Below are 13,966 nucleotides of genomic sequence, written 5' to 3'. Positions count from 1 at the left end.
GCTCGTCGCTCGTGCCCGCCCTCGCACGGGACCGGGCCGACCGCGACACGGACGGCGACCGCCTCCCGGGGTGAGCGCGGCTCGTACCGCCCTTGGCGCGCCCTGTTCCGCGCCGGTACGGACCGGCGTAGGTTCTGGGGCGGAGCCGCGGCCGCAACGGCCGCCGGGGGAGGGCTGCATGACCGTGCTCAAGAGCAAGACCGCTGTGGCCACCGGCGGTTCGCGGGGCATCGGCCGGGCGATCGTGGAACGGCTCGCGCGCGACGGCGCGGACGTGGTGTTCGGCTACGCGCGCGAGGCCGAGGCCGACGCCGATAGCGATACCGACGCCGAGGCCGCAGCCGGCAAGGGCGCGATCGAGCAACTGACCCGCGTGGCCTCCCGCGAGCTCGGCGCGCCCGCCAGCACCGTCAACACGGTCGCGCCCGGCGCCACCGACGTCGACCTCCTGCGCGAGGCCAACCCGGGCGTGGACTTCCAGCCGCTCATGGGCCTCACCCCGCTCGGCCGCCTGGGCCGCCCCACCGACATCGCGGACGTCGTCGCCTTCCCCGGCGGCCCCGCCACCCGCCGGCGCACCGGCCGGAATCTCCGCGCGGACGGCGGCCTCAGCTAATGGGTCCCGGCGGTGTCCCCGCCGTGCCCCCACGGTGTCCCCGCAACAGATCATCGAATTCCGGCTCCCAACGAGACCGCCGGATGACTCGCGAGACGAACACGGAGAAGACGTCATGACAGCATCCATCCTGGTCACCGGCGGTACGGGCACCCTCGGGCGGCACGTGATCCCGCTCCTGCTGGAGGCGGGCCACAAACCCAGGGTGCTGAGCCGTACGGCCCACGCGTCCGGCGACGGCGTCGAGTACGTCACCGGTGACCTGCTCACGGGCGAGGGAATCGACGCGGCGGTGGACGGCATCGAGACCGTCCTGCACCTCGCGGGCGACGCGAAGGGCGACGACAAGTCGACCCGCGCCCTGCTGACCGCCGCGTCGGCCGCGGGCGTACGGCACATCGTCTACATCTCGGTCGTCGCGGCGGACAAGGTCCCGCTCGGCTACTTCAAGGTGAAGCTGGCCGCCGAGCGGATGGTGGCCGAGTCCGGGCTGCCGTGGACGACGCTGCGCGCCGCGCAGTTCCACGAGTTCGCCTTCACCGTGATCGGCAAGATGGCCAAGCTGCCGGTGCTGCCGATCCCCGGCGTGATGCGGCTCCAGCCGGTCGACTCACGCGAAGTCGCCGCCCGCATGGTGGAGTTGACTCTCGGCGAGCCCGCTGGGCAGGTGCCCGACATGGTGGGACCCACCGTCTACACGCTGACCGAGGCGGCCCGCGGCTACCTCCAGGCGGTCGGCAAGCGCCGCCCGATCATGCCGGTCCCGATGCCGGGCAAGGCCGGGCGCGTGTACCGGGACGGGGAGAATCTGACCACCGAGGGCGCCACCGTCGGCGAGCGGACCTGGGAGGCGTTCCTGGCCGAACGGGCGGTCTGACCACGGCGGTTGGGCACACCGCGGGCCGCCGCCCGCGCCGCGCGGGAGGGGGCGCTCCCTCACGTGAGCGGGGGCTCGCCCCTGCCCCGTACCGGATTCTCCGGCTGCCCGGACGCGCCCCCCGGCGGGCGCGGTTCGGGTACGGGGGCGGGGGCCGCGCCGCCCGCGACCCGTTTGCTCGACCGGCGGGTACCGGTCGTCGCGTAGGCCGAATAGCGCGGCACCCAGCGCAGCAGTGCGCCCGCCGCCGCGAGGCCGACCGCGCCCATGAGGGCGATCCCGGCCGCGAGGCTGCCGAGGGCGGCGGCGGCCGAGACGACCAGCGGACCGCCCGCCGCGCCGGAGTCCGCGCACAGCCGCCACACACCGAGGAACTGCGAGCGGGCGCGCGGCGGCGCGACATCGGCGCCGAGGGTCATGAGGATGCCGCTGCCGATCCCGTTGCCGAAGCCCATCAGCATGGCGACGACGGTCAGCGACGCCAGGCTGTGGGTCAGCGGCAGCGCGGCCTGCGCGCAGCCCAGGACCACCATGGACGGCACGGCGACCCACAGGCGGCCCGCCCGGTCCATCACCTGCCCCGACGGGTAGAAGGTCAGGGTGTCGACAAGACCCGCGATCCCGAAGACCACGCTGGTGGACGAAGGGCTCAGACCCAGATGGTCGGCCCACAGCGGCAGCACGGTCTGCCGGGTCGCGCGGACCGAGGCCACCAGCAGGACGGCCAGGCCCAGCGTCAGGAAGACCCGGCGGTGGCCGCGCAGCACCGACCGTACCGAGGCGGTCTCCCGTACGGCCCCCGCCGCCGGGTCCGCGACATCGCGCACGGTGAGCAGCACCACGACCGTCACCGCCGTGCACAGCAGCGCCAGCCAGTAGATGTCGTGCACCGGGAACCTGGTGAGCACGGCCGCGCCGAGGAACGGCCCGACGAAGGCGCCGACGCGCGACATCCCGCCGAGCGTGGACATCGCCCGCGCGCGCAGCCCGGTGGGCACGACCTCGGTGAGATACGACTGCCTGGCCAGGATGAAGACGGCGTTGGAGGCGCCGGTGACGGTCACGGCCGCCGCGAGCTGCCACACACTGCGGGCCAGCGCGCAGCCGGTCAGGGTCACCGCCGTGACCCCGGAGGCGACCAGCATCGCCTTGCGGTCGCCCAACCGCGCCGCCAGCGCACCGGCCGGCACGTCGCCGAGGATCTGCCCGACGCCGAGCAGTGCCAGCACCAGCCCGGCGCTGCCGACGCTCGCGCCGAGCGCTCTGCCGCTGAGCGCGAGCACCGGAGCAAGGGCGCCCATGCCCGTCTCGAAGATCAGGACCGGCAGGAAGACCGCCGGTATCAGACTTCTCAGGGACACGGGACGCGCACTCACCTGTTGATTGCCTCACCTCGGGCCGGACCTCACCGGGCACGCCCTCGTACGGCGGCGGCCGTCGACCATTCAACAACAGCCGGGATGTCGGTCCGGGCCCGACCCGTTCGTATCGACGGTGAGAGCCGGTCGGCGGACCGGCCACGCGAGCTGGGCAGGAGCCCGGTACGGACCGAGGAGGCGACCCGTGCCGCAGTATCCGCTCAGCGTCTGCCAGCCCGGCACCGACGAGCCGCCGTCCGCCGAATTCCTCGCCCCGAGCCGGCGCCGTAGGGCCGGTGGGGCACCGTATGACCGGCGTCAACCGGCGCGCAGTGCGGCCAGGCGGTCGAGGAAGACGCGCTGCCCCTTGACGATCTTCTCGTGGGCGCGGGGCAGACCGAGCCAGGCCACCCGGTCGATCTCCGGGAACTCCCGGAGGCGGCCCGACCCCTTCGGCCACTCCATCGTGAAGGTGCCGGGCACGGCGAGGGCCGGGTCGAAGTCGGCGTGCAGCGCCCAGGCCGTGACGACCTTGCCGCCGGACTGCTCGGTCTCGCCGAGCGGGAGGAGTTCGCCGTCGGGCAGCGGCAGGCCGACCTCCTCCCGGAACTCGCGCCGGGCGGCGTCCACCGCGGCTTCGTCCGGCCCGTACTCGCCCTTGACCATCGACCACGCGCCCGCGTCGCGCCGGGCCCAGAAGGGCCCGCCCATGTGCCCGAGTAGGACCTCGATCCCGCCGTCCCGGTCCGTGCCGCCGCCCTCGCGGAAGAGCAGGACCCCGGCGCTGCGCTTGTTCACCACACCGCCAAGTCTGGCCGTCCGGCGGAGGTTTACGGGAGAGGCGCACCAGACAGACGCGTGCCGGACCGGGCCCGGGTCAGGCCGCGAGCGCGGTCACCCCGCGCCGTCCACCGGGCGCGTGGCACGATGATCGGACCGCGAAGAGCGGCCCTGACCTGTAAGCCCCTGTCCCGAAGCCCCTCACCGCCCCCCGAAACCCCGGAGCATTGCGTGCGCCACCTCGACTACGACGACATCCGGCAGGCGGCCGACCGCATCGACGGCCACATCAGGCCGGTGGCCGTCACCAGGGCCGACCCCGGCCTCGTCGTCGGCGGCGCCGGCGGGGGCCGAGGTGGCGAGCCTTACGAGCTCTGGTTCGCCCTGGAATACCTCCAGTTCACCGGCTCCTTCAAGGCGCGCGGCGCGCGGAATTTCCTGCTCGCGCACAGCGCCGCGGGCACCCTCCCGGCCGCGGGCGTCACCATCGCGTCCGGCGGCAACGCCGGGCTCGCCTGCGCGTGGGCGGCCAGGGCGCTCGGCGTCCCCGCCACCGTCTTCGTGCCCGAGACGGCCCCCGCGGTGAAGGTCGCGCGCCTGCGGGCGTACGGCGCGGACGTACGCCTGGTGGGCAAGGAGTACGCCGAAGCGCTCGCCGCCTGCGAGGAGTTCACCGCCGCCACGGGCGCGCTGGGCAGCCACGCCTACGACCACCCGTACATCGCCGCGGGGGCGGGCACCGTACTGGACGAGATCCGTGCCGCGATTCCCGGCCTGGACACCGTACTCGTGGCGGTCGGCGGCGGCGGACTGTTCGCCGGGGTCGCCACCGCCGCGCGCGAGCACGGCATCCGCGCCGTCGCCGTGGAGCCGGAGAACGCCCGTACGCTGCACGCGGCCGTCGAGGCCGGTCACCCGGTCGACGTGACCGTGGACTCCGTCGCGGGCGACTCGCTCGGCGCGCGCCGCGCCACCGAGATGGCGGTCCACGCGGGCCGTCAGGACAACGCCCGGTCCGTCCTGGTCCCCGACCGGGCCATCATCGCCGCCCGCCAGACGCTCTGGGACGAGCTCAGGATCGTCACCGAGGCGGGCGGGGCCACCGCCTTCGCGCCGCTGCTGCCGACCGGGGGGTCGACCGGGGCGTCGACCGGGGCAGAGGACGGCGGCGGGCGGCCGTACGAGCCGCGCCCCGGCGAGAAGGTGGCGGTCCTGCTGTGCGGGGCCAACACCGACCCCGGCGATCTGGTGGCCCGCGCGGAAGGCTGAGCCGCAGGCGTTCGAGGTCGCCTGCCGGGCGGGGGCGTTCCGACCGGCGCCGCTCAGCGCAGGACGGCCGCCAGCAGATCGGAGCCCAGCGACGTCAGATCGGGCGCGTTGAGGGTGTACCGGACGTAGCGGCCGTGCCGCCGGCTCGTGAGCAGGCCCGCGCGGCGCAGGACGGCGAGGTGGCGGGAGACCTCGGGGGGCGACAGCTCCCAGGCGTGGGCCAGTTCGACGGTGGTGTGCGGGCCGCGCGCGAGGGTGCGCAGCAGCCGCAGCCGTACCGGATGCGCGAGCGCCTCAAGCCGTAGCGTGACCATTTCCATCGGCACCTGCTCGGACGGGCCCGGCTCGGCCACGGGGTACCGCACCACCGGCCGCCACCCGGGCGCGTGGACCGCCACCAGGTGCGGGCGGCCGAAGACGCTCGGGATGAAGGTGACCCCGTCGTCGCGGGCGGAGGTCGCGCTGTCCTGGAGCTTGTCCACGACGATCCGGTCACCGCCGGGCGTCAGGGCGACCGCGCCGGAGACCGAGGCGAGCGCCGCCCCGAGACCCTGCCGCTTGAGCAGGTCGTGCTTCAGCCGCAGGTCGGAGGCGATGCGGATGGCGGCCCCCGACCAGGCGGCGTCGAAGAACGCCCCGGCGCACTGTTCGAGGGTGTCGCGCACCCGTGCCCGTACGGCGGCCGGGTCCGCGAGCAGCCGTTCCGCGAACGCCTCCTGCAACGCGCCGCGCGCCTGGGCGAGGTCCAGGGCCCGTTCGCGCGCGGTCGCGTCGGTGAGCGGCGACGGCGAGCCGAAGTGGATCCGGTTGCCGCCACAGGTGGTGACCAGCGCGGCGGTCACGTAGCGGGCGTCGTCGATCCGGTCCACATCGTCCAGTTCCTCGGCGAGGGTCGGCCGGGGCGTGGGCGGATTACGACTGGCAGGGTGACCGGATCAAGCGGCACCGCAAGGAGATCCGGGAGGCGTACGGGTTCCGGGCGAACACCGAGGAGGACCAGGAGCGGCTGGCGGCGGCTGTGGTGGCCCGGTGCCGGAAGGAGCACATCGAGCCGCCGGCCCCAGGGCGGGGCAGGACGAGGCAGCCGCAATCCCGGCGTGACAACCGGTTCCGGGCCGGCCCTACCTCGTGAGCGGCTCCACTCCAAGGAGGGCTGCGGTTTTGGTGTAGACGGTCCGGGCGAGACCGTCGTTCAGGGCCAGGCGCGAAGGGGTGTCCGGCTGGGACTCGCTGAAGAATCCGCCGCTGGGGCGCGGTGCGGGCGAGGCGCTGGCGAGCCAGACTGGGGTCCGCACACCTTCGTCCGGGGTGATGGCGAACGGACGGAACAGCGGGGCGGTCAGCCGCATCAGACCGCCGGCGTTGCTGTTCATCCCGGTGCCCTTGACCATGCCGGGATTGGCGTTGTAGAGGCTCATGCCGTCAGGCAGGCGGTGTGCGAGTTCTCGCGCGGCCAGGAGGCTGACGAGTTTGCTCGTCGCATAGACGTTGATCTGGTTGTAGAAGCGCTTGCTCCACGATGTTCCCGCGACATCCGGATCGGTGGCATCGAGCCTGCCACGCTTTTCCACGAACGAGGACATGTTGATGATCCGCGCTTCGAGCGTGAGCACTCCCTCGGACAGGAGGGCGTGGGTGAGCAAGAACGGGGCGTGGTGATTGAGTGCGTAGGTGCGTTCCACGCCGTCCGGCGTCTGCTCGTACCGAGGGAACGCCGCCCCTGCGTTGTTGATGAGGACGTCCACCGCGTGTCTGTCGGCGGCCAGTTGCGCTGCCAGTTCCTGTACCTGCGACCACTGTTCCAGGTCAGATATGTAGGTCCTCAGCGGTGCCGCGTCACCGCCCGCAGGGGCCAGGCCGCGCAGGCTGTCGGCGGCGGCCCGGGTGCGCGTCGCGTCCCGGCCGACGAGGACGACGCTCTGACCGGCCTTGATGAGGTGGCGTGCCGTCACAAGGCCCAGGCCCGAGGCTCCGCCCGTGATGACTGCGGTCTTGCTGCTCATTGCTGCTCCTCTTTCACGGTCTCCTTGACGCTGGCGGCCCCACCTGTCGGGCGGGGGCCGTCGATCACTTCACGGAGAAGCGTGTGCAGGCGCAGCCTGCTCTCGTGGTCGAGGAGGGCGAAGGGTGAGTGCTCGGTGGTGTGCTGGACGACGCGATCGCGCAGCGCGCATCCCTCGGGGGTGAGCTGGATGACTTTCGCGCGGCGGTCGGTGGGGTGGGGCACGCGGCGGACCAGGCCGCGCTTCTCCAGCCGGTCAATCATCGACGTGGCGGTTGAGGCGTCGCACTGCAAGAGGTCGGCCAGACGGCGCGCGGTCATCTCCCGCCCACGACTCAGCCTCCACAGCGCATCGGTCTGAGTGTCAGTCAGCCCCGCTTCCCGGGCCAGGTCTCTGAGCTCGCTATGCACCTGCGTGCGGATTGCGAACAGGTAGTCGTGAAGCTCTTCGGTCAGCTGCCGATCATCCATGACCACATAGTACATGGATAATCCAATCATTGGAAAAACCATGTACTATGAGCACGGCTGGGGCGCCCCGGCCGTGGCCACCGTGTCCGTGGTCTGCACGCTCGGCGAGATCATCTACGCCGGAAGCGCCACCGCGCTCGTCACCGCCCTCGCCCCGGCCCACGTCCTGGGGCGCACCCTCGCCCGCTTCCAACTCTCCACCGGCTTCGGCCTCGCCGTCTCTCCCGCGGCCATCACCGCCCTCGCCCCGTACGGCTCGACCGCCCTGTGGGGCAGCCTCGCCGCCGCGACGCTCCTGTCCTCCGCCGCGGTCGCCACGGAGAAGGACCAGGGGATGCGGCTCAGCGGTTGACGCGGCGGACGGAACGGCTTGTGCCGGACGGCTCTCCTCAAAGCCGGTCTTCGCTGCTACGGTGAGAGTTCGGAAGGTTAACAAACTCAGGCTGCCGGACAGGCTTCCGGGCTGCCCAGACGCGTGCGGGCCGCGAGGACGTCGGCGTGAGGACGCCGGCGCCGGGGGCGGCCGTACCGCCGTACGCCCGTACCGGCACCGCGCCACCGGCACCGCGCCACCGCAACACCCCTACTTCGACCAGTGCATCGACACGGAGGCCCGTTATGCCGACCCCATCCACGCCGCGCGCCTGGGACGGCGCTCTCTTCGTCGGCGGGGCCTTCGTCCCGGCCGAGAACGGGCGTACGTCGACGGTCCTCGACAAGGCGCGCCAGGAACCGCTCGGCCGGGCGGGCTGGGCCTCGCCCGCCGACCTGGACCGCGCCGCGCGGGAGGCCGCCGTCGCCGGACGGGCCTGGGCCGCCGCGGACTTCGGCGTCCGCGCCGACGTACTGCGCGAGGCCGCCGCCCGACTGCGCGCCCGCGCGGGGGAGTTCGCCGACCTCATCGTCCGTGAGACCGGCTCGATCCGTGGCAAGGCCGAGTACGAGATCGCCGGAGCGGTCGAAGAACTCCACCAGGCCGCCGCACTCGCCGGTCACATACGGGCCGAGACGCTGCCCACGCGCGCGCCCGGCCGGGAAAGCGTCGCGCAGCGCGTCCCGCTGGGCGTCGTCGGTGTGATCACCCCGTGGAACTTCCCGCTGGTGCTGGCCATGCGCGTCCTCGCGCCCGCCCTCGCCGTCGGCAACGCCGTCGTCCTCAAACCCTCACCGCACACCCCGCTCAGCGGCGGACTGCTGATCGCCGATGTCTTCGCCGAGGCCGGACTGCCCGCGGGCGTACTCCAGGTCGTGCCCGGCGGGCAGGACTCCGGCGAGGCGCTGACCGCGCACCCGGACATCGCCATGGTCCACTTCACCGGATCCAGCGCCGTCGGCCGCACCATCGCGCGGGAGGCGGGCGAGCGCCTGAAGAAGGTCTCCCTCGAACTCGGCGGCAACAACGCCCTGATCGTCCTGGACGACGCCGACCTCGACCAGGCCGGACAGATCGGCGCCTGGTCCGCCTTCCACTACCAGGGCCAGACCTGCATCACCGCGGGGCGGCACATCGTGCAGCGGCCCGTCTTCGACGCCTACGTGGCCGATCTCGCCGCGCGCGCCGCCCGGATCACCGTCGGCGACCCGGCCCGGGACGGCGTCGGCCTGGGCCCGATGATCAGCGCGGAACAGCGCGAACGGGCCCGCAAGCTCCTCGCCGAGGCCGTCGCCGAGGGCGCCACCGTCGTCGAGGGCGGCGACGGTGACGGCCTCTTCCACCGGCCCACCGTCGTCACGGGCGTCACCCGCGACATGGCCCTGTGGACCGAGGAGATCTTCGCCCCCATCGCCCCCGTCCTGGCCGTCGACACCGACGCGGAGGCCCTCGCCGTCGCCAACGACACCCCGTACGGCCTGGTCGACGCCGTCCTCACCTCCGACCTCGCGCGCGGTCGCCGCCTCGCCGCGGGGCTCGGCTCCGCCATGGTCCACATCAACGACTCGACCTGCCTCGACGAGCCCCAGGCGCCCTTCGGCGGCCTCGCCGCGTCCGGCCTCGGCGGCCGTTCCGGCGGTGAGTCCAACCTCCACGAATTCACCCAACTGAGGTGGTTCACCGTGCAGTCCACGCCGGTCCACTACCCGTACTGACCCGCGCCTCCGCCCAGGGGAGGACCGGAGCGTTCTTTTCGGGGCGACCTGGTGCGCCCTCCGGCCGGGTCGGGTGGGGCCGTTGAGGGGGAGGGGGCCAGTGGGGGATGATCGGGGGCATGAGGGTACTGGTGGTCGGAGCTTCTGGAACCGTCGGGAGCGCGGTGGCCGCCGCGCTGACAGCGGCACGGCACGAGGTGGTCGCGGCCTCGCGCCGGGGTCCGCTGAAAGTGGACCTCGAAGTCCCGTCCACGATGGACACGCTCTTCGGTGAGGTCGACGGTCTGGACGCGGTCGTGTGCTGCGCCGCCAACGGCCCGCTGCTGGAGCTGGCATCGGCCACGGACGAGGACTTCGCGGCCGGAGTGCGGGCCAAACTCTGGGGCCAGGTCGCCCTGGTCCAGCGCGCGGCCCGCCATCTGCGCGACGGCGGCTCCATCACCCTGACCGGCGGCACCTTCGCCGCCCCCATGGCCGGCGGCTCGCTGGGCGCCCTCATCAACAGCGGCCTCGAAGGCTTCGTCCGCAACGCCGCGAGCGAACTCCCGCGCGGGCTGCGCCTCAACCTCGTCAGCCCCGGCTGGATCAGCGAGACCCTCCAGGCCATGTCCGCCGATCCCGCCGCGGGCACCTCCGTCTCCGAGGTCGCGGAGGTCTACGTCGGGATCGCGGAGGGGACGGTGCGGGGCCGCACCTTCCGCCCGTGAGTCGCGGGCGGGGCCGCGGGTTCCGTGCCTGAGCCGGAGGTCGCTTCGTCGCGGTTCTCGCGTCCGTCGCGTTCCCCACGTTTCTCGCGGTTCTCGCGTTCCCCGCGTTCCTCACGCGTGCCGTGAGGGGCGGGCGGCCGCCCAGGCCGCCTCGATCATCCCGAAGACCTCGTCCACCGCGGCCTGCGGATCGGCCGACTCGCGGGCCAGCGAGAAGGCGTCGATCACGAACCGCGCGAGCGTCCGGCAGGCCGTCGCACTCTGCGGCAGTCCCGGATCGGCGACGAGGGCCGCGGCCACCGACTCCGCGTGCCGCAGCCGCATCGACTCCTCGTACTTCCGCAGTGCGGGCGACCCGTCGATCATCCGCCAGACCGGCGCGGCGCCGTCCGCCGTGCAGTGCCGTACCAGGGCGTGCGTCTCGCGGCGCAGCGCGGGCACGACCGGCTCGTCCGGCGCCCGTTCGGTGACCGCCCGCGTGAGGCGTTCCTCGAAGTCCTCGTCCTGCTCGAACACCAGCGCCTCTTTGGCGGCGAAGTGCGAGAAGAGCGTGGTCACGGCCACGTCGGCCTCGGCGGCCACGTCACGGATTCCCACCGCGTCGTACCCGCGCTCCAGGAAGAGCCGCAGGGCGGTGTCGGCGATCTTCTGGCGGGTCGCGGCCTTCTTGCGCTCACGGCGTCCGGTCGGCACGGTCATGGCCGCACACTATCAGCTACGAAACAGGAACGGTTTCAAAACGCTAACCGTTAGTGTTACGGTCGGCCGCATGAAGAAAGTGAGCTTCGCCGCGTTCGGCGGCCCCGATGTCCTGCGCCTCATCGACGCCGAGGAGCCCCACGCGGGCCCCGGCCTGATACGCGTCGCCGTACGGGCGGCCGGTGTGAACCCCGCCGACTGGCGGGTCCGCGAGGGCCAGGTCCTCACGGCGCATCCGGTAGAACTGCCCGCAGGAGTCGGGCTGGACGCCGCCGGGGTGGTGGACGAGATCGGCGAGGGCGTCGACGGTGTCGAGATCGGCGACCACGTGTTCGGCGAAGGGACCGGCACCTACGCCGAGTTCGCCGTCCTCTCGGCCTGGGCCCGGATGCCCGAAGGGCTGACCTTCGAAGAGGCGGCCGGATACCCCTCCGTGGTCGAGACCGCGCTGCGGATCCTCCGCGAGGTCGGCGTCGAGCCGGGGCAGACCCTGCTGGTCAGCGGCGCCTCCGGGGGCGTCGGATCAGCCGTCCTCCAGATCGCCCGCGACCGCGGCGTCACCGTCATCGGCACCGCGGGGCCCGCCAACCAGGACTACCTCCGCGAACTCGGCGCCCTCCCCACGACCTACGGCGACGGCTGGACCGACCGGGTCCGCGCCCTCGGTCCCGTCCACGCCGCCCTCGACCTCGCGGGCTCCGGCGTCGTCCCCGAACTCGTCGCCCTCACCGGCGACCCCCACAAGGTCGTCTCCATCGCCGACCTCACCGCCCCCGACCACGGCGTCCGCTTCTCCGGCACCGCGGGCAGCGTCCCCGCCGCCCTCGCCGAGGCCGCCGCCCTCATCACCCGCCGCGCACTCCACATCCCCGTCGACACCTCCTACCCCCTCGCCGACGCCGTCGCGGCCCACACCGACAGCCAGTCCGGCCACACCCGCGGCCGCAGAGTCCTGATCATCTGACCGCCCCCAACGGTGCAGAGCCGCCCGTCAAGCCCTCGTGCGCACAGCCATCTCGTCGCCGCCGCCGTGACGAATCCGGTCGAGTCTGCGCCGGCTTCGTTCACGTTCGGCGGGATCTGGCACATATTCCGTGAGGGTGATCAGCAGCTCGTGAGTCCGTCAGCAGGTGTTGGCGAACGCTGGTCAGTCAGCCCAGCCCTCGGTGTTCGAGTACGACTCGTAGGAGTATCGCGTGTCGCGGTCCCATTCCTCCCCGGTGATGCGCTTGTATGCGTGGTCCGGTACGTAGAGCAGGTTCTCGGCCCAGATGAGCTTCGTGGCGTACGGCTTGAAGACCGCAGGGTCTTGAAGGACGCTCTCGAAGATCGCGCGGCCGGCCGCGACGACAGCAGCACGGGTGTAGAGGAAGGCGTCACCGGACAGGTCGTATCCGTATTCCTTGCGGTCGAGCTGGTACAGCGCCCACGACAGTTGTTCCGCGAAGCCTGTGACCAGCGACAACGGGCACTGGGCAAGACGCTCGATCAGTGCGGGTGCAAGCAGCTCGGCCTCAGGGTCAGGTCCCGCGGGCCTACAGTCTTCGATGAGCTGCCAGAAAGCGTCTTCGTTCATACGGGCGAGCATGCCGCAGGGGTCTGACATTGATGCTGATACGCGGGTCGTGGTGGTCGTGGCCCGGGGTCTGACAGACGCCCTGCTGGGCTGTCTTCCGGTTGTTCTGTCCGGGCGATCAGCGACAACGGCGGCCATCTCGCGGATGCCGAGCCCCTGGTCGCGGAGAGCCGCCTCGGCTCCGGCGGGGTATCGGCCAGCCGCCGCTCGTAAGGGCTGTGCACCCGGCTCGACCCGACGGTCGTGCAGCACGGAAACCCACAGGCGTGAGGCGGCTTGCCCAGTGTCTCGGGCTCATTGACGACCTCCACCGTCACCGTGACGGTTGTCAGCGCTATCAGCTTGTCAGTGTCCTGGGCCACCCGAGGGCCAGTGGCGCGGTGGCCGGACAGGCAGTCGCCGAGCGGCGAGGCCGACGTACCCCTGAGGCCGCTGGGGAGAGCTTGTGCGGACGCAGGCGGTCTCTCGCGCTCTGCCCAGGTTCGCCCCTTGTCGTTGAAGCGGATCACCGGCAAGGTGAGGACGTGGTCATCCCTTTTATCCATGACGGTGTAGCGGGATCCGTAACGGTGGCCGTCGATCCCGTTGGTGAGCCCGAAGTGGTCGGCAAGCCGCCGGGGGCGCGAGGGTTCCCGTGCTGCAGCGCCGTTGTCGAGCACCCTGCCCAGGGCTATCGCGCAATGTTCGGCTGGGTCCAACTGGTCCAGTCAACGGACAGCCCCTCGAACGGGACGGCCTTCGAGATGGACCCGTTCTTCCTGTTTGAGGACGCGCCTTCCCCCTATGCCTTCTTCGGCGTCAAACCCACGCTTTTCGACGCACCGTCACGGGATGAGCGCAAGCCGCTGGCGTGGCTCGCTCACAGCTTCCTGGCCTGGACTCCGCTGGAGGAGACCGAGCGGCGTGTCGTGCCGTTGACCGGCTTCTCCTGGGGGTTCGACATCGACGACACCGGCCAGATCACCCCACGGGGCGTGCACGCATTGTCACCCCCTGACTGGGGCATGCACCTGCCCCACCTGAGTGCTTGTCATCCCGGCTGGTCCTTCGATCGGTGGTAGCCAGGACAGCAGGATCGCCCCAGGGGTGGTCAGGTGGCTGCGGTGGCCTGTTGGCGCGCTTTGGTGTGGGCGAGGCGGTAGGAGTCGCTGCCGGTCTCGATGACGTTGCCGCCGAAGGTGAGGCGGTCCACGACGGCAGCGCAGAGGCGGGGATCGGTGAACGTCTTGGTCCACGAGGAGAACGACTCGTTGGAGGCGATGGCCATACTGTTCTTTTCCTCCCGCTCGGTCAGAACCTCCATATAGCCCAGCTCGTCGATCTATGCGGATATCAGCATAGATTGACCTATGCCGACACCGCGACTATGCCGAGCAGGATGTCAGCGCTGCCTGCGTTCGGACCGCCGGAGGTTCGCGGTTGAGCGTGGGCGATATTCGAAGATTGGTCAGGTTTCCGGTTCGGCGCAGGCTGAGATCATCCGTTTGGAGCGAACTCGCTTCGCGCCAGGTGACCTGGGCAAA

At 72.0% G+C, this 13,966-nt stretch carries 13 protein-coding genes and 3 pseudogenes; 8 read left to right on the top strand and 8 right to left on the bottom strand.

The genetic code is table 11. The annotated features are described in order from the left end of the window. Nucleotides 1–178 precede the first annotated feature (178 nt). Both BGM09_RS27035 and BGM09_RS27030 read left to right on the top strand, forming a co-directional pair. Nucleotides 179–616: an SDR family oxidoreductase gene (locus BGM09_RS27035; RefSeq protein ID WP_188284314.1), complete on the top strand. Its 438-nt coding sequence runs from the start codon at nucleotides 179–181 to the stop codon at nucleotides 614–616. A gap of 115 nt (nucleotides 617–731) precedes the next feature. Next, the gene (locus BGM09_RS27030) at nucleotides 732–1,493 is read left to right on the top strand and encodes an SDR family oxidoreductase (protein ID WP_188284313.1); all 762 of its coding nucleotides are present in this window, start codon (nucleotides 732–734) and stop codon (nucleotides 1,491–1,493) included. Between the two features lie 59 nt (nucleotides 1,494–1,552). On the opposite strand, the gene BGM09_RS27025 is transcribed toward BGM09_RS27030, so the two are convergent. Both BGM09_RS27025 and BGM09_RS27020 read right to left on the bottom strand, forming a co-directional pair. After that, a complete protein-coding gene (locus tag BGM09_RS27025; RefSeq protein ID WP_317452910.1) occupies nucleotides 1,553–2,854 on the bottom strand; it encodes an MFS transporter in 1,302 nt (433 codons plus the stop codon). Between the two features lie 315 nt (nucleotides 2,855–3,169). Then, on the bottom strand, nucleotides 3,170–3,652 hold the full coding sequence (locus BGM09_RS27020) for an NUDIX domain-containing protein (RefSeq protein ID WP_188284312.1): 483 nt from the start codon (nucleotides 3,650–3,652) through the stop codon (nucleotides 3,170–3,172). A gap of 210 nt (nucleotides 3,653–3,862) precedes the next feature. Here BGM09_RS27020 and BGM09_RS27015 point away from each other — a divergent pair, with 210 nt between their 5' ends. Then, nucleotides 3,863–4,900, top strand: coding sequence for a threonine/serine dehydratase (locus BGM09_RS27015; protein ID WP_317452909.1), 1,038 nt, complete (start codon nucleotides 3,863–3,865; stop codon nucleotides 4,898–4,900). A 53-nt stretch (nucleotides 4,901–4,953) separates the two neighbouring features. Here BGM09_RS27015 and BGM09_RS27010 read toward each other — a convergent pair. The 3 genes and pseudogenes from BGM09_RS27010 to BGM09_RS27000 all read right to left on the bottom strand — a co-directional run. Next, nucleotides 4,954–5,811: pseudogene (locus BGM09_RS27010) on the bottom strand (DUF5937 family protein); the annotation flags it as partial. A gap of 210 nt (nucleotides 5,812–6,021) precedes the next feature. Beyond that, nucleotides 6,022–6,903 (bottom strand): SDR family NAD(P)-dependent oxidoreductase, encoded by an 882-nt coding sequence (locus tag BGM09_RS27005; RefSeq protein WP_188284310.1) that lies wholly within the window; start codon nucleotides 6,901–6,903, stop codon nucleotides 6,022–6,024. Beyond that, nucleotides 6,900–7,373: a MarR family winged helix-turn-helix transcriptional regulator gene (locus BGM09_RS27000; RefSeq protein ID WP_188284309.1), complete on the bottom strand. Its 474-nt coding sequence runs from the start codon at nucleotides 7,371–7,373 to the stop codon at nucleotides 6,900–6,902. Before BGM09_RS27000 ends, BGM09_RS27005 begins: the two co-directional genes overlap by 4 nt. A gap of 52 nt (nucleotides 7,374–7,425) precedes the next feature. Here BGM09_RS27000 and BGM09_RS26995 point away from each other — a divergent pair. The 3 genes and pseudogenes from BGM09_RS26995 to BGM09_RS26985 all read left to right on the top strand — a co-directional run. Continuing rightward, nucleotides 7,426–7,725: pseudogene (locus BGM09_RS26995) on the top strand (MFS transporter); the annotation flags it as partial. Nucleotides 7,726–7,991: 266 nt separating this feature from the next. Continuing rightward, nucleotides 7,992–9,461: an aldehyde dehydrogenase family protein gene (locus tag BGM09_RS26990; RefSeq protein ID WP_188284308.1), complete on the top strand. Its 1,470-nt coding sequence runs from the start codon at nucleotides 7,992–7,994 to the stop codon at nucleotides 9,459–9,461. A gap of 119 nt (nucleotides 9,462–9,580) precedes the next feature. Next, the gene (locus BGM09_RS26985) at nucleotides 9,581–10,168 is read left to right on the top strand and encodes a short chain dehydrogenase (protein WP_188284307.1); all 588 of its coding nucleotides are present in this window, start codon (nucleotides 9,581–9,583) and stop codon (nucleotides 10,166–10,168) included. Nucleotides 10,169–10,279: 111 nt separating this feature from the next. Here the strand turns inward: BGM09_RS26985 and BGM09_RS26980 are convergent, their stop codons facing one another. Further along, on the bottom strand, nucleotides 10,280–10,867 hold the full coding sequence (locus BGM09_RS26980) for a TetR/AcrR family transcriptional regulator (protein ID WP_188284306.1): 588 nt from the start codon (nucleotides 10,865–10,867) through the stop codon (nucleotides 10,280–10,282). A 70-nt stretch (nucleotides 10,868–10,937) separates the two neighbouring features. Between BGM09_RS26980 and BGM09_RS26975 the strand changes: the two genes are divergently transcribed. Then, the gene (locus tag BGM09_RS26975) at nucleotides 10,938–11,831 is read left to right on the top strand and encodes an NADP-dependent oxidoreductase (protein ID WP_188284305.1); all 894 of its coding nucleotides are present in this window, start codon (nucleotides 10,938–10,940) and stop codon (nucleotides 11,829–11,831) included. A 183-nt stretch (nucleotides 11,832–12,014) separates the two neighbouring features. Here the strand turns inward: BGM09_RS26975 and BGM09_RS26970 are convergent, their stop codons facing one another. Next, nucleotides 12,015–12,443 (bottom strand): DUF4240 domain-containing protein, encoded by a 429-nt coding sequence (locus tag BGM09_RS26970; RefSeq protein WP_188284304.1) that lies wholly within the window; start codon nucleotides 12,441–12,443, stop codon nucleotides 12,015–12,017. Between the two features lie 569 nt (nucleotides 12,444–13,012). On the opposite strand from BGM09_RS26970, the gene BGM09_RS26965 reads away from it, so the two are divergent. Beyond that, nucleotides 13,013–13,504, top strand: coding sequence for a hypothetical protein (locus tag BGM09_RS26965; protein WP_223187658.1), 492 nt, complete (start codon nucleotides 13,013–13,015; stop codon nucleotides 13,502–13,504). A gap of 29 nt (nucleotides 13,505–13,533) precedes the next feature. Here BGM09_RS26965 and BGM09_RS26960 read toward each other — a convergent pair. Beyond that, a pseudogene (locus BGM09_RS26960) lies at nucleotides 13,534–13,764 on the bottom strand (ATP-binding protein); the annotation flags it as partial. Nucleotides 13,765–13,966 lie beyond the last annotated feature (202 nt).

This window comes from Streptomyces sp. CBMA29, assembly GCF_014596445.1.
Lineage (GTDB): Bacteria > Actinomycetota > Actinomycetes > Streptomycetales > Streptomycetaceae > Actinacidiphila.
Note: the sequence above shows the minus strand (reverse complement) of the source record. Positions and strands in the feature narration are given on the sequence as shown.